Origin of the sequence: Kitasatospora sp. NPDC004745 (assembly GCF_042873275.1) — a bacterium.
Taxonomy (GTDB): Bacteria; Actinomycetota; Actinomycetes; order Streptomycetales; family Streptomycetaceae; genus Kitasatospora.
The window spans coordinates 18,178-37,079 of sequence record NZ_JBIALK010000019.1; the positions used below are offsets into that span (position 1 = coordinate 18,178).

Annotated in this window: 11 protein-coding genes; 2 read left to right on the forward strand and 9 right to left on the reverse strand. The window is 76.0% G+C overall.

Annotation, left to right across the window (positions count from 1 at the left end):
• Positions 1-33 precede the first annotated feature (33 nt).
• Complete coding sequence (locus tag ACFYUY_RS26815; protein ID WP_360213869.1) at positions 34-684, reverse strand: PadR family transcriptional regulator; 651 nt, start codon at positions 682-684, stop codon at positions 34-36.
• Between the two features lie 76 nt (positions 685-760).
• Between ACFYUY_RS26815 and ACFYUY_RS26820 the strand changes: the two genes are divergently transcribed.
• Entirely contained in the window at positions 761-1,732 is a 972-nt protein-coding gene (locus ACFYUY_RS26820) for an endonuclease/exonuclease/phosphatase family protein (protein ID WP_360213867.1), read from the forward strand.
• A gap of 14 nt (positions 1,733-1,746) precedes the next feature.
• Here the strand turns inward: ACFYUY_RS26820 and ACFYUY_RS26825 are convergent, their stop codons facing one another.
• The 4 genes from ACFYUY_RS26825 to ACFYUY_RS26840 form a co-directional block, all read right to left on the reverse strand.
• The gene (locus tag ACFYUY_RS26825; protein ID WP_360213865.1) at positions 1,747-2,934 is read right to left on the reverse strand and encodes a PP2C family protein-serine/threonine phosphatase; all 1,188 of its coding nucleotides are present in this window, start codon (positions 2,932-2,934) and stop codon (positions 1,747-1,749) included.
• Positions 2,935-3,128: 194 nt separating this feature from the next.
• Positions 3,129-6,377: an ATP-dependent DNA helicase gene (locus ACFYUY_RS26830; protein ID WP_360213863.1), complete on the reverse strand. Its 3,249-nt coding sequence runs from the start codon at positions 6,375-6,377 to the stop codon at positions 3,129-3,131.
• Positions 6,378-6,498: 121 nt separating this feature from the next.
• Entirely contained in the window at positions 6,499-9,813 is a 3,315-nt protein-coding gene (locus tag ACFYUY_RS26835) for an ATP-dependent DNA helicase (RefSeq protein ID WP_360213861.1), read from the reverse strand.
• A 69-nt stretch (positions 9,814-9,882) separates the two neighbouring features.
• Complete coding sequence (locus tag ACFYUY_RS26840) at positions 9,883-10,293, reverse strand: MGMT family protein (protein WP_387904380.1); 411 nt, start codon at positions 10,291-10,293, stop codon at positions 9,883-9,885.
• Between the two features lie 134 nt (positions 10,294-10,427).
• Between ACFYUY_RS26840 and ACFYUY_RS26845 the strand changes: the two genes are divergently transcribed.
• Positions 10,428-13,208, forward strand: coding sequence for a flippase-like domain-containing protein (locus ACFYUY_RS26845; protein WP_387904383.1), 2,781 nt, complete (start codon positions 10,428-10,430; stop codon positions 13,206-13,208).
• 96 nt (positions 13,209-13,304) lie between these two features.
• Here the strand turns inward: ACFYUY_RS26845 and moeZ are convergent, their stop codons facing one another.
• From moeZ to ACFYUY_RS26865, 4 genes are all read right to left on the reverse strand, one after another.
• On the reverse strand, positions 13,305-14,483 hold the full coding sequence (gene moeZ, locus ACFYUY_RS26850; RefSeq protein ID WP_387904386.1) for an adenylyltransferase/sulfurtransferase MoeZ: 1,179 nt from the start codon (positions 14,481-14,483) through the stop codon (positions 13,305-13,307).
• Positions 14,484-14,713: 230 nt separating this feature from the next.
• A complete protein-coding gene (locus ACFYUY_RS26855; RefSeq protein WP_360213853.1) occupies positions 14,714-15,703 on the reverse strand; it encodes an NAD-dependent epimerase/dehydratase family protein in 990 nt (329 codons plus the stop codon).
• Positions 15,704-15,789: 86 nt separating this feature from the next.
• Positions 15,790-16,884, reverse strand: a complete 1,095-nt coding sequence (locus tag ACFYUY_RS26860) for a hypothetical protein (protein ID WP_360213851.1) — start codon at positions 16,882-16,884, stop codon at positions 15,790-15,792.
• On the reverse strand, positions 16,884-18,545 hold the full coding sequence (locus ACFYUY_RS26865) for a DUF3492 domain-containing protein (RefSeq protein WP_387904388.1): 1,662 nt from the start codon (positions 18,543-18,545) through the stop codon (positions 16,884-16,886). The genes ACFYUY_RS26860 and ACFYUY_RS26865 overlap by 1 nt, the downstream gene beginning before the upstream one ends.
• Between the last annotated feature and the right edge of the window lie 357 nt (positions 18,546-18,902).

Below are 18,902 nucleotides of genomic sequence, written 5' to 3' on the forward strand. Positions count from 1 at the left end.
CGGGGCCGAGCCGGTGGTTCCTTGTGGCCGGGCTCAGGTCCGTGAGCGGCGGCGGCCGGGTGCGGTGGCGGTGGCCCCGCCGTCGCGGGCGGCCTCGGCGGCGCGGGCCTGCAGGGTCTGCGCGTGCTGGGCGAGCCGGGTCTCGCAGTGGTCGAGCCAGCGGATCTCCGCCTCGGTCTGGAAGATCAGCTGGTCGAGGACGAGCAGCCAGGCGAGGTCGTTGCCCTCGGTGGGCACCGCACCCGGCCGGCCCTTCTCCCCCGGCGCGGCGCCGCCGGCCAGGGCGCGGCCCTTGAGCCGGGTGTAGTCCTGCAGCGCCTTGATGCTGTGCCGGCGCTGGCCCTGGACGACGGCGCCGACGTCCACGCCCGGGACGGTGACGGCCATGGCGAGCTTGATCGCCAGCTCGTCGCGCGGGGGGTTGGTCCGGGGCACCGGGGTGTCGAACCAGGCCCGCAGTTCGGCGCGTCCCGCATCGGTGACGGCGTAGAACTGGTGCCCCTCCTCGTCCTCCCCCGCGGACTCGACCAGGCCGTCGCGCTCCAGGCGGGACAGCGTGGTGTAGACCTGCCCGACGTTGAGGGGCCAGGTGGCGCCGGTGCGCGCCTCGAACTCGGTGCGCAGTTGGTAGCCGTAGCGCGGGCCCTGGTCGAGCAGGGCGAGCAGACCGTGACGGATGGACATACCGAGTATGTATACCCGGTATGCCCTACCGGCTCAAGCCGCCCCCTCCCCCGTCGAGCGGGTACCGTCGTGCGGTGTGAGCCAGTTGCGCATCGCCACCTTCAACCTGTTGCACGGTCAGCCGCTCGCCCCCGACGGCGCCCCGCGGCCCTACCCGGCCGACGCCGGCGGCCCGCTGGCGGACGCGGTGGCCGCCCTCGACGCCGACGTGCTCGCCCTGCAGGAGGTGGACCGCCACCAGTCCCGCTCCGGCGGGACCGACCAGACCGCGGTGGCCGCCAAGGCCATGGGCGCCGCCGACTGGCGCTTCGCCGCCGCCCTGCACGGCCGGCCCGCACCGGTGGCCGGCTGGGTGCCGGAGCCGTCCGTGCCCGGCGGCCTGCGGGTCTACGGCCCCGGCGACGTCGGCGACGGTGCCCCTCCGTCCTACGGCACCGCGCTGCTGACCCGGCTGCCGGTGCGGCACTGGCGCGCCCGCCGGTTCGCCCCGGCACCGTTCGGGCTGCCCCTGCGGGTGGCCGGCCGGCGCGGTCTCACCCCCGTGCCGGACGAACCGCGGGCGGCGCTGGCCGCGGTGCTCGAGGGCGACCGCGGGCCGTTCACCGTGGTCGCCGCGCACCTCTCCTTCGTCCCCGGGTGGAACATGGCGCAACTGGCCGGCATCCGGCGCTGGATCGCCGACCTGCCGCAGCCCTACCTGGTGCTCGGCGACTTCAACCTGGTCGGCGCGGTGCCGCGCACCGTCCTCGGCGGCGCGACCGCGCTGGAGCGCACCGCGCCGCGCGCCCGGGTGCGCGAACTGCGGGCGGCCCGGCGGGCGCGGCCCGCCCTGGCCGAGCCGCGCCGACGCCGGGTGCGCGAACCCCGGGCCCGGCTGCAGGGCTGGTACGACCTGGCCCGCACGCCCACCTACCCCTCGCACCGGCCGGCGGTGCAGTTCGACCACGTGCTGGCGATCGGCGTGCCGCGCACGGCCGTCGGCCCGGCCGCGGCACCGCGCGCGGCCGTCTCCGACCACCGGCCGCTGCTGGTGGAGGTCTCGCTCTAGGAAGTGGACGGGCCCTACGTCCGGTGGGCCAGGACTCCGTTCTGGTGGGGCAGTCGGGCGCCCTGGACGGACGGGGGCTCGTACTGGAGGAGCAGCATCGCCGCGTCGTCGCCGAGCTGGCGGCCGACGTGGCGGACCACGTCCTCGTGCAGGCGCTGCAGGACCTCGGCCGGGCGGCCGTCGGCGCAGCGCGGGAGGCGCTCGGCGAGCGGGTAGAAGGCGCCCGAGCGGTCCCGGGCCTCGATCACCCCGTCGGTGAACAGCAGCACGCGGTCGCCGGAACGCAGCGGCACCCGGTGCACCGGCGGCCGGACGTCGGCGGGGTCGAGGACCCCCAGCGGCGGGACGGTCTCGGCGAGTTCGAGCGGCCTGACCTCCCCGCCGCGCAGCAGCAGCGGGGCGGGGTGGCCGCAGTTGACGAGCTCCGCGGTGCCGTCCGGCCCGACGCCGATCAGCACCAGGGTGACGAACTCCTCCTCCACGCCCGGGTGGTCGTTCTCGTGCAGGGCCCGGTCGAGGCTGACGGCCAGCCAGCCGGCCACCCGGTCCAGCGCGCCCTCCTGGTGAGCGGCCTCACGGAAGGCGCCCAGCACCGCGGCGGCCGTCTCGACCGCGCCGAGGCCCTTGCCGCGGACGTCGCCGACCACGGCCCGCACGCCGTGGCGGGTGTTGACCACCTCGTACAGGTCGCCGCCGATCCTGGCGTGCGCGGCGGCGGCCTCGTAGTGGACGGCCGCCCGGACGGTGCCGACCCGCTCGGGGACGGGCCGCAGCAGCACCCGGCGGGCGATCGAGGCGACGAGCTGGGCGTCGGCCAGCGCCCGCTCCTGGCGCAGCCGCAGGGTCGCGCTGACCCAGCCGATGGTGGCGACCAGCAGGATCGCGAAGACGCTGGCGGCGTGCACGGACTGGTCGAGCGCGTCGCTGCGCAGGGCCATCAGGAAGGCCACGGTCTCGGTGCACAGACCGATGGCGAGCGGGTACCAGGTGCGGCGGCTGACCACGGCGGCCAGCGCGGGGACGGCGGTGAGGGCCGGTTCGACCGTCACCTCGGTGTTGCTGACGTAGTCGAGGGCGACGATCAGCGCCATGCCGAGGAAGGGCAGCGCGAGCGCCGTCCTCGGCCAGGTGCCGGTCGCGCCCGGAGCGGGTCCCGGGGTCGGCCCGGTGAACCGCTCTCTGATCCATCCGGTCGCGCTCAACGTCGATCTCTCCAGCAGAAGACGCCGATGCCCTGGGGCACCTGCGGTGATGACTGAGGGTTAGGGAATGCGGGCCTCGCTGGCGGCCGGAGCACGGGGGTTGACCGGTTACCGACCCCACAATAGGCGCGAAACGTGCATGACGCACAGGTTTCGGGCGTTGCCGTGATGACTTGGATGCTCTGCGTGACTCATTATTCACTGTTCCCGATCAGGAGCCGTTCCAACTCTTTTCGGTCGGGAAGTCCTGTCGGGCGGACGATCCGCCCGCTGCGGACGTACAGGAACGAAGCCGTGACCTGCTCGGGCGGAACGCCCGCCTGCTCCGCCCAGGCGATCCGGTACACCGCGAGCTGCAACGGATCGGCGGTCTCCTCGCGGTGGGTCTTCCAGTCCACCACTTCGTAGCGTGACGCACCACCGGATTCCGACTCCCCGTCACCGTCCCGGTAGACCGCGTCGATCCGGCCGCGCACCACCCGCCCCCCGAGCACCAGGTGGAACGGCGCCTCCACCCGGTGCGGCCGGCGCTGGGCGTACGGGGTGCGCAGGAACGCCTCCTTGAGCCGCTCCAGGTCCTGCTCGTCCTCGATCCCGTCGTCGTCCGCACCGGGCAGCGCGCCCGGCTCGATCAGCATCAGCGGCTCGATCCGGGACTGCAGCCAGGCGTGGAAGCGGGTGCCGCGCCGGGCGGCCGGCTGCGGCGGGCGCGGCATCGGCCGCGCCAGGTCGCGGGCGAAGCCGTCCGGGTCGGCGGCCAGCCGCAGGAGCTGGGTGGCCGACAGCGCGGCGGGCAGCGGAACGTCGCGGGCGGTGCGCCGGGAGCGCTCCAACTCGCCCAGCAGGGAGGTGAGGTCGCGGTCCCAGGAGGCCAACTGGCGCTGGTCCTCGACGGCCATCGGCTCGACGGGCACCGGCTCGGCCCCCAGCCCGGCCACCCGGGCGCGGACCACCGCGGCGACCCGGCGGCGGGCGTGCTGGGCGGCCGGGTCCAGCGGCAGCGGCCACGGGCGGTCCACCACCGCGGCCAGCGCCGGGTTCTCGGCGCCCTTCTCCGGCTGCTCGGCCCAGCACTCCACCTCGCCGGCGCCGGGCAGCTCGCAGTGCTCGCGCAGCTTCTCCAGGAAGGCGGACGGACCGCGGACGGTCTTCTGGCTCGGGCCCCACCAGTGCCCGGAGGCCAGCAGCAGGGCGCGCGGGCGGGTGAAAGCGACGTAGCCCAGGCGCAGTTCCTCGATCCCGGCGTGCTCGGCCAGCTGCTGCCGGAAGGCCGTCATCGACTTGCCGTTCCAGCCGCCGCGCACGTCCGGCAGGGTGGCCGCGTCGCCGCGCAGGGCGTGCGGGAGCACCCGCTTGGTGCTGGTCCAGCGCTCGCGCGGGCTGCCGGAGGGGAACGCGCCCTTCACCAGCCCGGGGACGGCGACCACGTCCCACTCCAGGCCCTTGGACTTGTGCGCGGTGAGCACCTTCACGGTGTCCTCGCCGCCGGGCAGGCTGCTGTCCAGGCCGCGCTCGTACTCCTGGGCGGCGCGCAGGAAGGCGAGGAAGGCGGCCAGGCCCGGGTCCCCGTCGAGGTCGGCGAAGGAGGCGGCGACGTCCAGGAAGGCGTGCAGGGTCTCCCGCCGCCGGGCGGCCAGCGCCAGCGGGGAGGCGGCGAGTTCGACCTCCAGGCCGGTGACGGTCAGCACCCGGTGCAGCACGTCCATCAGCGGGTCGGCGAGCGAGCGGCGCAGGTCGCGCAGCTCCTGGGCGAGGCGGGCCAGGCGGACCCGGGCCTCGGCGGAGAAGGGGAGCTCGTCGGGCTGGTCCGCGTCGAGGAAGGTCTCCACCGCGTCGGCCAGCGACACCACCTCGGTGGGGTCGGCCTCGGCGACGGCCGCCGTCAGCGCCTCCACGCCCTCCGGCCGGTCGGTGCGCACCAGCTCGGCGGCGCGGCGCCCGAGCAGCGCGAGGTCGCGCGGGCCGATCCGCCAGCGCGGACCGATCAGCAGCCGCACCAGCGCGGCGTTGGCGGTCGGGTCCTGGAGCACCTCGCAGACCGCCACCAGGTCGGCCACCTCGGGCAGTTGCAGCAGTCCGCCCAGGCCCACCACCTCGACCGGGACCTCCCGGGCGACCAGCGCCGCGTGGATGTCCGGGAAGGCCGCGCCGCCCCGGCAGAGCACCGCGATCCGGCCCGGCGCGGTGCCGGTGCGCACCAGGTGGGCGATCGAGTCGGCGAGCCAGTCGACCTCCTCGGCGTGCGTGGGCAGCAGCGCGGCCCGCACGTAGCCCTCCTGCTCGGCGCCGGGCGCCGGGCGCAGCGCCTCGACGCCCTCGTGCATGGCCCGCAGCGGGGCGGCGAGCTCGTTGGCGAAGGCGAGCAGGCGCCCGCCGCTGCGGCGGTTCTCGCTGAGCGCGTAGCGGGCGGCGGGCCCGCCGGTGGCCCGCGGGAAGTGCCGGGGGAACTCGTCGAGGTTGGCGACCGAGGCACCGCGCCAGCCGTAGATCGCCTGGCAGGGGTCGCCGACGGCGGTGACGGGGTGCCCGCCGCCCCGGCCGTCGGGGCCCGCGCCGAAGAGGCCGGCGAGCATCAGCCGCTGGGCGACCGAGGTGTCCTGGTACTCGTCGAGCAGCACGACCCGGAACTGGCCGCGCAGCAGCTCGCCGACCTCGGCCCGGTCCTGGGCGAGCCGGGCGGCGGCGGCTATCTGGTCGCCGAAGTCCATCAGCCCGGCGGCCCGCTTGCGCCGCCGGTACTCCTCGACCAGGCGCAACAGCTCCAGCCGGGCCCGTGCGGTGGCCGGGACGGCCCGCAGGTCGTCGTTGGTCAGCTTGACGGTGGCGAGGGCGTCCAGCAGCTCCTCGTCGTGGGTGCGCAGGGCGGCCGGCTCGACCAGGTGCTCGGCGAGCTCGCCGTCCAGCGCGATCAGGTCGGCGACCAGGTTGGCGAAGGTGCCGGTCAGTGCGGGGAACGGGCCGCGGGCGGTGCGCAGCACCTTGGCGGCGAGCTGGAAGCGGGTGGCGTCGGCCAGCAGCCGCACGTCCGGCTCGATGCCGATGCGCAGGCCGTGCTCCTTGAGCAATCGGCCGGCGAAGGCGTGGTAGGTCGAGATCTCCGGCTCGCCGAGCGACTCGGCGTCGTCCTGGTCGGCGCCCCTCCCCCAGCCCTCGGCCGGGGGGAGCCCGAGCCCGCAGACCCGCAGCGCGGTGCGCACGCGTTCGGCGAGCTCCCCGGCGGCCTTGTTGGTGAAGGTGAGGCCGAGGACCTCCTCGGGCCGCACGGCGCCGGAGCCGACCAGCCAGACCACCCGGGCGGCCATCACCGTGGTCTTGCCGGAGCCGGCGCCGGCCACGATCACGGCCGGCTCCAGGGGTGCGCCGATGGCCGCCATCTGCTCCCGGTTGAACGGGATGCCCAACAGCTCCTTGAGCTGGTCGGGATGGCTGAGCACGGCTGTCACCCCGCAACGTTAACGGGCCGGACCGACACTCCGGACGCCCGGCCGGAGTGACCCTGGCTACTCCGGCCCCCCGCACCCGGGCCCGGCGCCCGGCCCGAAGGACGGGCTCGCCGGGCAGGCCCTACAGCAGCTGCGCCCCGTCGCGCTGGGCGGAGCAGCTGCGGCGGAACGAGCAGCGGTCGCAGCCGCCGCCGGTCTGCGGGACGAAGCGCTCCGCGAGGACCTTGCCGGCCGCGTCGGCGAGCAGGTTCTCGATCCACGGCTCGCCCTCCGGCGGCTCCTGCCGCTGCACCCTGGGGACGTCCTGGACGGCCTTGGCGGCGGGTTCGCGCAGGTGGACGAGTTCGGCGCCGCCGGCGGCCGGGGGCCGCTCGTCGAACCCGGGCAGGGCGTTGAGCGCCCCGGCCCGGACGGCGAGCTGGTAGACGGCGAGCTGCTTGTGCTCGGGCAGCGACTTCTCGGTGGGGATCTGCTTGCCGGTCTTGAAGTCGACCACGTAGGCGCGTCCGGCCCGGTCCTTCTCGACCCGGTCCATCGAGCCGCGGATGCGCACCGAGACGCCGCCGACGTCGAGGGTGACGTCGAAGCCGTGCTCGGTGGCGACGACGTCGCGCCCCCGCTCCAGCACGTGCCAGTTGAGGAAGCGCTCCAGGGCGGCCCGGGCCTCGGTCTTCTCCTGGTGGGACTTCCAGGGCGCGTCGAAGGCCAGCGCGTCCCAGACCGTGTCCAGGCGTTCCATCAGGACGGCGAGGTCGGCGGGCGCGCGCCCGGAGCCGACCTCGTCGGCGAGGGCGTGCACGACGTTGCCGAAGCCCTGGGCGGCGGAGCCGGGGCCCTGGGCCTTGACCTCCTTCTCCAGGAACCACTGCAGCGAGCAGCTCTCCAGCTGCTCCAGGCCGCTGCCGGACAGCCGCACCGGCAGGTCGGGGCTGCGCAACGGGTCTGGGGCGGCGGTGGCGTCGTCCAGCCCCCACCAGCGGTCGGGGTGGGCGACGGGCACCAGCGGCAGGCCCTCGTCGTCGGTGGCCGCGGCCAGGCGGGCGAGCCGTTCGGCGGCTGCCCGGCGCAGCTCGGGCGAGCGGGACGGGTCGACGGTGACCGCGCGCAGTTCGGCGACCAGCGCGGGGACGGACAGCGGGCGGCGCGGGCGGTGGGTGACGTCCTCGACGGTGACGGGCGGGGTGCGGCGCACCACCTTGCCGGTCCGGGGGTCGACGTCCTCGCGGTAGAGCTCGCGCAGGAAGCGGGAGGGTTCGTCGCCGTCGTCGGCGGGCGCCTTGACGGCGGTGACGATCAGCCGCTCCCTGGCGCGGGTGGCGGCGACGTAGAAGAGGCGGCGCTCCTCGCCGAGCAGGGCGGCCGGGGAGAGCGGCTCGGCGAGGCCGTCGCGGCCGATCCGGTCGGCCTCCAGCAGGGAGCCGCGGCGGCGCAGGTCGGGCCAGAGGCCGTCCTGGACCCCGGCGACGACGACGAGGCGCCACTCCAGGCCCTTGGAGCGGTGGGCGGTCATCAGGCGGACGGCCTCGGGGCGCACGGCGCGGACGGTGAGGGTGTCGGCGGCGATGTCCTGGGCGTCGAGCTCGGCGAGCAGGTCGAGGGCGCCGCGGTGGCCGGTGACCTGTTCCTCGGCGCGGGCCGCGGTCTCGAACAGGGCGCACAGCGCGTCGAGGTCGCGGTCGGCGTTGCGGCCGGCGGCGCCGCCGCGCAGGGCGGCCCGTTCGAGGCGTTCGCGCCAGCGGCGGCTGCCGTCCCACAGCTCCCAGAGCGCGTCCTCGGCCGTGCAGCCGCCGGCCAAGGCCTCGCGGACCTTGCGCAGCAGGGTGCCGAGGTCGCGCGCCCGGCGGGCGTGGCCGGGGTCCAGGGCGACCAGCCGCTCGGGCTCGGCGAGCGCCTCCCGGATGAGCTCGTCGGCGGGGCGGGGGGCGCTCGGGTCGCCGTCGGCGCGCAGGGCGGCGCGCTCCTCCTCGCGCAGGGCGCGGCCGAGGCGGCGCAGGTCGGAGCCGTCGAGGCCGCCGAGCGGGCCGGTGAGCAGGGTGCGGGCGAGGTCCGTGGTGAGCGGGTCGGGCCGGTCGGCGTCGCCGTGCCGGTCGCGGTCGGCTTGCTCGGCGCAGAGCCGCAGGGCGAGCAGCAGCTGGGCGACGGCGGGCTCCTCGCGCAGCGGCAGGTCGTCGCCGTCGATCTCCAGCGGGACGCCGGCGGCGCTGAGCGCCCGCCGCACGCCGGGGATGGAGCGGCCGCCGGCCCGGACCAGGACGGCCATCTCGCCCCAGGGGACACCGTCCTCCAGGTGGGCGCGGCGCAGCAGGTCGGCGATCGAGTCGAGTTCGGCGCCGGGGGTGGGGTAGGTGTACACCTCGACCCGGCCGCCCTCGCGGGAGGGCAGCAGGGCGCGGTGCTGGGCGAGCTTGTCGGCGGGCAGCCGGCCCATCGGCATCCGGCGGGCGATCTCCCGGGAGGCGGCGAGCAGCAGGGCGCCGGAGCGGCGGGAGACCCGCAGCACCCTGACCTCGGCGGGGCTGCCGTCGGCCCGGCGGAACGCCTGCGGGAAGTCGAGGATGCCGTTGATGTCGGCGCCGCGGAAGGCGTAGATCGACTGGTCGGGGTCGCCGACGGCGACGAGGTCCCCGCCGCCGCCGGCGAGCCGGTGCAGCAGCCGGACCTGGGAGGGGTCGGTGTCCTGGTACTCGTCGACGAAGACCACCTCGTAGCGGCGGCGCAGTTCCTCGCCGACCTCGGGGCGTTCGGCGAGCAGCACGGCGCGGTGGACGAGCTCGGCGTAGTCGAGGACGCCCCGCAGGTCGAGCACGTCGAGGTAGTCGGCGAGGAAGTGCGCCGCGGCGGCCCAGTCGGGCCGCTGGACGCCCTGGGCGAAGCGCTCCAGTTCGGCCTCGCCGAGTCCGAGCTCGCGACTGCGGGCGAGGACGGCACGGACCTCGTCGGCGAAGCCGCGGGTGGTCAGGCAGGCCCGCAGGTCGAGCGGCCAGTGGATGCGGGAGCTGCCGAGCCGGGCGTCCTCGGCGCCGCCGGCGAGCAGCTCGCGGACCATGACGTCCTGCTCCGGTCCGGAGAGCAGCCGCAGCGGCTCGGCGTAGTCCCCGGGGTCCTGGTGGGCGCGCAGCAGGGCGTAGCAGAACGAGTGGAAGGTGGTGGCCTGCGGGGCGGCGGCGGAGGCGCCGAGGCGGCCGGACATCCGGTCGCGCAGCTCCATGGCGGCCTTGCGGCTGAAGGTGAGGACGAGGATCCGCTCCGGGTCGGTGCCGTCCTCGATCCGCCGGGCGACGGCCTCGACGAGGGTGGTGGTCTTGCCCGTGCCCGGGCCGGCGAGCACCAGCAGCGGTCCGCCGGCGTGCTCGACCACGGCGCGCTGGTACGCGTCCAGCACGGGCGGGTCGGGCTGGACGAGCGGGCTGCGCACGAGCCGGTAGGGGGAGCTCAAGGGGCGGGTCCTGGGGGTTGTGCGGGAGACGTGGCCGGGCGGGCCCGCCGGGGCCCGCCCGTATCGAGCCTACGATCCTGCCCCGTCATTCCCGCCGGCGCGGCCGTTTCGCGGGATCTCCGCCGGGCCGGCCGCCTCCCGGCCGTCCCAGCGGGCGCGGCGCAGGTCGACCCGGGGCGGGTCGGCGAGTTCGCGCAGCGGGGTGCCCTCCTCGCCGTAGTGGGCGAGGGCGCGGTGCTCGTGCCCCGGCAGGAAGCGGCCGTCGGCGCGGATCACCCGCCACCAGGGGACCGAGCCGCCGTAGAGTGCCATCACCCGGCCGACCTGCCGGGGGCCGCCCTGGCCGAGGTACTCGGCAACGTCCCCGTAGGTCATCACCCTGCCGGGTGGAATCCGCTCGGTGAGGTCGAGCACCAGTTCGGCGAAGGGCGGCAGGTCGTCCGGGAGGCCGTCGTCTGTTACGTCCGTCACCTGCGGCATTCTTCCGCACGGGGGCGCACCCGCGGTCCCGTACGAACGATCCGCCGCGCCCGATCCGCCCCCTGTCCAGCACGGGGCGCCGGGGCATGCCACCATCTTCGGGGCGGTGAGTGGTGATACGAGGACAAGACCAGATGACCGGGACGGCTGACGTGGGCGTGGACGAGGACTCCGACGAGTCCACCGCCGCCGTGCCCCCGGCTCCCGGTGGCGGGCCCGCGGAAGGGCCGACTCCGGAAGTCTCCCTGATCAAGGACCTGACGATCAAGACCCCCGCGCAGGCGCGCCCCGTCGAACCCGTCGAGCCCGTCGAACCCGGGCCCACCGAGCCCGCCCGACCGGCACCCGCCGGACCGCGGCCCGCCGAACCCGCCGGCGCCGCCGAACCCGGACCGCTGGCCCGGCGGCCGCTGCCCGAGCAGCACGACCCGCTGGACGACACCCCGTACCTGGACGTCGACGAGCCCCTGCTCGCCGCCCGGGCGCACCGCCCGTCCGACCTGATCCGCTTCCTGGCCGGCGTCCTCGGCATAGTCGCCGTCTTCGTCCTGGCCGGCATCGCCACCTCGACCACCACCGGCATCGAGAAGGACATCTCCGACAACGCGCCGCACTTCTCCGCGGTGCTGTCCACCGTCACCGGGCTGCTCTCCAGCGTCGCGGTGCTCGCCGTGCCGCTGGCGTTCGCGGTCGAGCGGCTGATCAAACGCGACGGCCTGCGGGTCGCCGACGGGGTGCTCGCCTCGGTCCTCGCCTACGGCGTCTCGCTGGGCATCGACTGGTGGGTGGCCGAAGGCGCCTCCGAGCAGATCCGGGACGCGCTGACCCGGCTGCCGATGAACAGCAACGGCACCCTCACCGACCCGGTGCACGGCTACCTGGCCCCGGTGATCGCCTACATGACCGCGGTCGGCATGTCGAGCCGCCCCCGGTGGCGGGTCGCCCTCTGGGTGGTGGTGGTCTTCAGCGGGGTCACCGAGCTGCTCGGCGGCTACACCACCCCGCTGTCCCTGCTCCTCACCGTGCTGATCGGCTGGTCCGTCGCCTACGGCACGCTGTACGCGATCGGCTCCCCGAACATCCGGCCCACCGGCCAGCACCTGATGATCGGCCTGCGCAAGGTCGGCTTCACCCCGCGCAGCGCCCACCGCGCCCCGGACGCGCCCGGCGGCACCCGCCGCTACTACGTGACCCAGCAGAGCGGCCCGCCGCTGGACGTCCACATCATCGACCGCGAGCAGCAGGCCTCCGGCTTCTTCTACCGCGCCTGGCGGCGGCTGCGGCTGCGCTCGGTGGCGGTGCGCCGCAGCCCGCAGTCGCTGCGCCAGGCGCTGGAGCAGGAGGCCCTGATCGCCTACGCGGCGGCCGCCTCGGGCGCCCGCGCACCGCAGCTGGTCGCCACCTCCGAGCTGGGCCCGGACGCCGCGATCCTGGTCTACGGCAAGGTCGAGGGGCGGACCCTGGACGAGCTCGCCGACGAGGAGGTCACCGACCTGGTGATGGCCTCGCTCTGGGAGTCGGTGGCCGCGCTGCACGAGCGCCGGATCGCCCACCGCCGGCTCACCGGCGAGTCGCTGCTCGTCGTGGACGAGAAGACGGCCTGCCTGGTCAACCTCTCCGGCGGCGACATCGCCGCCACCGACCTGACCCTGCGCATCGACGTCGCCCAGCTGGTCACCACCTTCGCCCTGCGGATCGGCCCGGAGCGCGCCGTCGCCACCGCCAACGCCGTGCTCGGCGCCGACCGGGTGGCGCAGGCCCTGCCGCTGCTCCAGCCGGTCGGGATGAGCCGCTCGACCAGGATCGACCTCAACAAGCTGAGCAAGGAGCGCAAGGCCGCCGCCCGCGCGAAGGCCCTGGAGCAGGTCGCCGCCGGCGAGCGCACCCAGCAGCAGGCCGAGGAGGACATCGCGACGGCCGGCGAGGACCTGCTCAGCCGCATCCGCGGACAGATCCTGCAGATCGCCCCCGAGGCGCCGATGGAGCCGGCCAAGCTGGAACGGCTGAAGCCGAAGAGCCTGATCATGGTGATCGCGCTCACCTTCGCCGCCTACCTGGCGCTGACCACCATCAAGCCGGCCCAGCTCAAGCTCTCCCAGATGGACTGGGCCTGGGCGGCGGCGGCGCTGGCCGCGGCGGCCTTCAGCTACGTGGCCGCCGCGATGAGCCTGACCGGCTTCGTGCCGGAGAAGCTCCCGTTCCGGCGCACCGTCGCCGCACAGCTGGCCGGCTCCTTCGTGAAGCTGGTCGCCCCCGCCGCGATCGGCGGCATCGCGCTCAACACCCGGTACCTGCAGAAGGCCGGGATCCGCTCCGGCCAGGCGGTGGCCTCGGTCGGCGCCTCCCAGCTGGCCGGCCTGGCCGGGCACCTGCTGCTGCTGTTCAGCTTCGGCCTGATCACCGGCAGCCAGACCAACGGCGACCTCTCGGCCTCCCGCGCGGTGATCATCGGCGTGCTGACCGCCGCCGTGCTCGCCCTGGTGGTGGCGGCCGTCGCACCGCTGCGCCGGTTCGTGCTGGGCCGGCTGCGCTCGCTGTTCTTCGGCGTCGTGCCGCGGATGCTCGACCTGATGCAGACGCCCAGCAAGCTGGTCACCGGCTTCGGCGGCATCCTGCTGCTCACCCTGTCGTTCACCGCCTGCCTGGACGCCTCGGTGCAGGCCTTCGGCGGCAACGTCAGCTTCTCGGCGGTCGCGGTGGTCTTCCTGACCGCCAACGCGGCCGGCTCGGCGATCCCGACCCCCGGTGGCATCGGCCCGGTCGAGGTCGCGCTGATCGGCGCCCTGACGGTCGCGGACGTCTCACCGGCGGTCGCCACCCCGGCGGTCTTCCTCTACCGGGCGCTCACCTTCTGGCTGCCGGTGCTGCCGGGCTGGATCTCCTACAACGTGCTGCAGCGCCGGGGCGCGCTCTGACCCCTGCGCAGCCGCGCCGCCCGGGCCCCGGACACGCGGAAGGGCCCGCCGGGGCGGGCCCTTCGCAGACGTGGTCGCTCCTGCCGGAGCCCGGGTCTAGTAGACCGGCTTGTGCGGCTCGACCTGGTTGACCCAGCCGAGCACGCCGCCGCCCAGGTGGACGGCGTTGGCGAAGCCGGCCGCCTTCACCACGGCCAGCACCTCGGCCGAGCGCACGCCCGACTTGCAGTGCAGCACGATCTTGCGGTCCTGCGGCAGCTTCTCCAGGGCGTCGCCCATGAGGAACTCGTTCTTCGGGATCAGCACCGCGCCGGGGATGTTGACGATCTCGTACTCGCCGGGCTCGCGGACGTCGATCAGGAAGATGTCCTCCTTCTCGTCCTGCCACTGCTTCAGCTGGTGCGAGGTGATGGTCGAACCGGCGGCGGCGGCCTGCGCCTCCTCCGACACGACGCCGCAGAAGGCCTCGTAGTCGATCAGTTCGGTGACCGTCGGGTTCTCGCTGCAGACGGCGCAGTTCGGGTCCTTGCGGACCTTCACCTGGCGGTAGTTCATCTCCAGGGCGTCGTAGATCATCAGCCGGCCGACCAGCGGGTCGCCCACGCCGGCCAGCAGCTTGATCGCCTCGGTGACCTGGATCGAGCCGATGGACGCGCACAGCACGCCCAGCACGCCGCCCTCGGCGCAGGAGGGGACCATGCCCGGCGGCGGGGCCTCCGGGTAGAGGCAGCGGTAGCAGGGGCCGTGCTCGGCCCAGAACACGCTCGCCTGGCCGTCGAAGCGGTAGATCGAGCCCCACACGTACGGCTTGCCCAGCAGCACCGCGGCGTCGTTCACCAGGTAGCGGGTGGCGAAGTTGTCCGTGCCGTCCACGATCAGGTCGTAGCCGGAGAAGATCTCCATGACGTTGGAGTTGTCGAGGCGCTCCTCGTGGAGGATCACGTCGACGTAGGGGTTGATCTCCTTGACCGAGTCCCGCGCCGACTCCGCCTTGGAGCGGCCCACGTCCGACTGGCCGTGGATGATCTGGCGCTGCAGGTTGGACTCGTCCACCACGTCGAACTCGACGATGCCCAGCGTCCCGACACCGGCGGCGGCCAGGTACATCAGCGCGGGCGAGCCGAGGCCGCCGGCGCCGACGCACAGCACCTTGGCGTTCTTCAGCCGCTTCTGCCCGGCCATGCCCACGTCGGGGATGATCAGGTGGCGGGAGTACCTGCGGACCTCGTCAACGGTGAGCTCGTCGGCCGGCTCGACCAGGGGTGGCAACGACACGGGGACTCCGATGGGTGTCTGGTTCAGGTGGCCAGGGCCAGCCTCTTGGTGGGGTTTCTGCTCCGCCACGCGGGTGGCTGCTTACGCCAACAGTGTCACGTCCCTCCGGTATTCCGAGACAGCCCGTCCGATGGGCGAGACGGGTGGCGTCGGATCGTGGAACCGGCCGCCGCCGCCCGCAGGGCGCTCCGGGCCTGCGATGACAGGCCCGGAGCGCCCCGGGGCGCCGGTCAGACCCGGCAGGCCGTCTCCAGCCACACGTCGCCGAGCGACTCCTCCAGCGGCACCTGTGTCCGCCAGCCGAGACGGTCCCGGGCCGTCCGCACGTCCGCCTGCCGCCACGGCACCGGCTCCCCCGCGGCGGCCCGGCCCTCCGGCCGGTGGCCCTCCGGGCGGTGGCCCGGGAGATGGTGGCCGGGCAGGTGGTCGCCGACCGGCCCGCCGGCCTGCGCGGGCAGCAGGACCTGCCGGTTCTCCTCCACGATCGACCCCTCGAAGCCGGATGCCCGGACCAGCAGCTGGGCCGCGTCCCGGGCCCGGACGGCGTGCCCGCTGCCGATGTTGACCACCCCGGTGGCGGCCGACACCGCGGCCGCCTGGATCGCCCGCGCGACGTCCCGCACGTCCACGAAATCCCGGTATCCGGACAGGTCCGGCATCCGGACCTGCGCCTCGTCCCGCTCCAGCGCCCGCCGCAGCCCCTCCGCGAGCCGCCCGAACAGCGAGGCGGTCGGGGCGCCCGGGCCCACCACGTCGAACACCCGCAGCACCGCCGCGTCCAGGCCGGAGGCCAGCACCAGCTCCGTCCCGGCCAGCTTGGACACCCCGTACGGGCCGACCGGCCGCGGTTCGGCCTGCTCCGACACCGGCACCCCGCCGGGCACCGGGCCGTACTCGGCGGCGGAGCCGACGTGCACCAGCCGGGCCGGCTCCCGGCTGCGCCGGATCGCCTCGCAGACGGTGGCGACGGCCAGCGTGTTCGACCGGATCAGCGTGCGCGAGCTGCCGTAGGTGGCGCCCGCGCAGTTGATCACCACCTGCGGCGCGACCGCGTCCAGGAACCGGGCCAGGGCACCCGGGCTCCCGGTGGTCAGGTCGAAGCGGATGTCGGCCGAGTCGCGCCGGCCGAGCACCGTCACCTGCAACTCGTGGTCCATCAGCAGACGATCGGTGACCCGGCGGCCGATGAAGCCGTCGGCGCCCAGCAGCAGCACCCTCATCGGGGGCGTCCTTCCACGAAGCGAGGTCGGGGACGACCTGGCGGACTGAAACCAACAGACGGAACGGGGGAGACGGCGGGCCGGGCTCAACGGTGCGACCCCGCACGGCCGAGCACCGCCCAGGCGTGCACCAGCAGCACCGCGGCGACCGCACCGCCCCCGAGCAGGACGGCCACCGGGACGGCCCGGCCCGACACGAGCAGGACGAGCGTCGCCGCGGGGCCGGCCGCCGCCCCCAGCGCGGCGGCCCGCTCCCGGCCGCAGCGCGCGAGCAGCGCGGGCAGCACCAGCAGAAGTCCCAGCACGCCCTGCGCCGCCCACTGCGCGGCGCCGGCCCGCTCGGCCGCCAGGTGGAGCAGCCCTCCGCCGTGGCCGGGGCCCGGGCGCGGCGCGACGACGGTCAGCACGGCCAGCGCGGCGAAGGTCAGCACCGCGAGCACCGCCAGGTGCAGGGCGACCGCCACCGGGAGCACCGGCCGCATCCGGGCCCGGAACTCGGCGAGCGTGCCCGCCGCCCCGAGGTGCCCGCGGCCGACCTGCCGGTACCAGCGGGCGGCCCGCTCGGCCGACCCGGCGGACAGCGCCGCCGCGAGCACCAGGGCGGCCGCGAGCCGCCGGTCCCCGTCCGCCGCGGCCAGCGGGAGCAGCAGCAGCCCGGCCAGGCCCAGCCCGTACCCGAACGCGGCCGGGTTCCGGCGCGAGCCCGCCGGGCGGCGCACCGGCCGGGCCGGGCCGAGCGCCCCCACCGGGCCGCCGGACGGCGGTGCCGGCTCGACCGCGGGGTCCGCGGTCAGCGCGGGCAGGAGCAGCAGCGGGACGGCGGCCGGCAGCAGCACCGGCCAGCGGCCGCCGAGCGCGGCGGCCGCCGCACAGGGCAGCGCGGCCAGCCCGGCGGCGGTCAGGCTCGCCCGGGCGGCGCCGCGTTGCCGGCCGCCGCACGGCGGCTCGGGGGCCGGGGGCCGCCGGGGCACCCGGGCGTACAGCTCCTCGGCGAGCGAGAACAGGTCGGCGTGCCGGCAGCGCGCGGCGGCGTCCGGGCCGAACCCGGCCTCCTCCAGCCCGGCGGCGATCTCCAGCGGGTCGACGGCCCGTTCGCACAGCGTCCGGTGCTCGGCCATCACCTCGCGGACCGGGTCGCCCACCGGGCGGCCGGTGCCGCCGACCGCCGCGCCGCCGGCCATCAGACGGCCTCCGCGAGGGCGCCGGGGCGCTCCTGCGCGCCGGCGTCACCGCTCTCCTCGGCCGGACCGGCCGGGCCGGGCCGGCCGGCCCTCGGGTCGGCGGGGCGGTGCGGGCCGCCGTCCGGGGCGTCCGCGCCGCGCCGTCCGTCGGCCAGCCAGTACTCGGCGGGCCGGGCGAACGGGCGCGGCGGCTCCCCAGCCGTGCCGCCGCCGGCGCCGTCCGGGAAGGCCGGGTACTGCGAGACCAGCTCCAGGTAGATCTCCCGGAAGGCACCTATCACCGGCTCGACGGCGAAGCGTTCCTGCGCCCGAAGCCGCCCGGCCAGCCCGAGCCTGGCCCGCCGCTCCTCGTCGCGCAGCAGCGCCAGGCAGGCGCCGGCCAGGGCGCGCGGGTCCCGGGCCGGCACCAGCAGTCCGGTCGGCCCGACCACCTCCCGGGCCACCCCGACGTCGGTGGACACCACCGCGCGGCCGCTGAGCATCGCGTCGGCGAGCAGCCGCGGGCTGCGCTGGGAAAGCCCGGAGAAGACCGCCACCGTGCCGCCCTCCCAGACCTCGGCGAGCGAGCCGGGCCGGCCGGCGAAGTCGACCGCCGCCGACACCCCGAGCCGCTCGGCGACGGCCGCGCAGTGCGCCCGGTAGCCGGGCGCCGCCTCCTCGCCGTGGACCACCAGCCGGGCCCGCGGCACCTCGGCCCGCACCTGCGCGAAGGCGTGCAGCATCAGTTCGGCGTCCCGCCCGGGCTCCAGCGCGCCCGCCCAGACCAGGGTCGGCTCGTCCGGCTCGGGCCCGGCCGCCGGTCGGGACACCGCGGACGTGCCCTCGTACACCACCCGGGTGCGCGCCGGATCGGCCCCGCAGCGGCGCTGCCACTGCTGGTCGTGGACGCTGCCGGGGGTCAGTACGGCGGCCTGCCGGTAGGTCTCCTCGGTGAGCGCCCGGAAGAACGCCAGCAGCAGCGCCCGGACCGGCCAGCGGTACGGCGCCTCGCGGTAGCCGAGGTACTGCTCGCGCAGGTGCAGGCCGTGCTCGGTGACCACGAACGGCACCCCGTGCAGCTGCCGGGCGACCAGCGCGGGCAGCGCCGCCGGGCCGCCGCCGACCACGTGGCAGAGGTCGGCACCGCCCAGGCCGCCGGGCCCGGTGCCGTACCACGGCGCGGAGAGCGGCCGCAGGCACTGCTCCAGCAGGTCCGCCGCGACCAGCACGTCGCAGACCAGAGGCTGCCCGGCGGAGGTGTCCGCGCCCGGCAGCCGCCAGACCCGTTCCAGGGTGCGCCGGGCGTGCACCGAGGAGAGGAAGGCGGGCAGCGCGCCGTCCTCCCGGGCGAGCGCGGCCAGCCGGTACAACCCGGCGCCGAAGCCCGCCCGCTCCCCCGGCATCACCAGCGCCCGGACGAGCTGCTCGTACGCCCCGGCGTAGCGGCGTCTGCGCAGCGCGCCGGGGGCTCTGCCGCCCCGCCGGCGCCCCCACAGCGCCAGCTCGTGCACCCCGCGCCAGACGGACGACGGACGCCCCGAGGCGGCCCGGCCCCCGGGCGGTGCGAGCAGGTAGAGCTCGAACCCGTGCTCCGGGAGGCCCTCGGCCAGCCGGTCGCACCAGCCGCCGGCGGCACGCTGGGGATGCGGACGGGCACCCTCGGTGAGCAGGGCAACGCGCACGGGAGACCTCCAGGACAGAGCGGATCACGGGCGGATCACGGGCGGATCGACGGATGGGCCGGGCGGCCCGGGCGGTCGCCGGGGCGGCCCCGCGCGGCGGCGGGACGGCCGGGGCGAAGGGCCCGGTCGGCCGGGTGCGACGGCACCGGGACGCTCCCCGGCCGCACGGCCGGGTGGTGTCGGGGCGGCGGCCCGGCCGCGGTCCTCCCGCGATCCGTTCCCCGGGCCCGCGCCCGTTCCGGCGGTCGGTCCCGACCCGCCGGGACGACGGGTGCGGCCGTCCTCCGGCTCCTCCGGCGACCGCGCCTCCCCCACACCTGTTCGGTCCGACAGCAGAAAGGTAGGACCGGGCCCGGG

Coding starts and splice junctions, on each gene's coding strand:
- ACFYUY_RS26855 (WP_360213853.1), bottom strand. CDS start 15,703: ATGAGGGTGCTGCTGCTGGGCGCCGACGGCTTCATCGGCCGCCGGGTC.
- ACFYUY_RS26845 (WP_387904383.1), top strand. CDS start 10,428: ATGACCGGGACGGCTGACGTGGGCGTGGACGAGGACTCCGACGAGTCC.
- ACFYUY_RS26840 (WP_387904380.1), bottom strand. CDS start 10,293: ATGCCGCAGGTGACGGACGTAACAGACGACGGCCTCCCGGACGACCTG.
- ACFYUY_RS26815 (WP_360213869.1), bottom strand. CDS start 684: ATGTCCATCCGTCACGGTCTGCTCGCCCTGCTCGACCAGGGCCCGCGC.
- ACFYUY_RS26860 (WP_360213851.1), bottom strand. CDS start 16,884: ATGGCCGGCGGCGCGGCGGTCGGCGGCACCGGCCGCCCGGTGGGCGAC.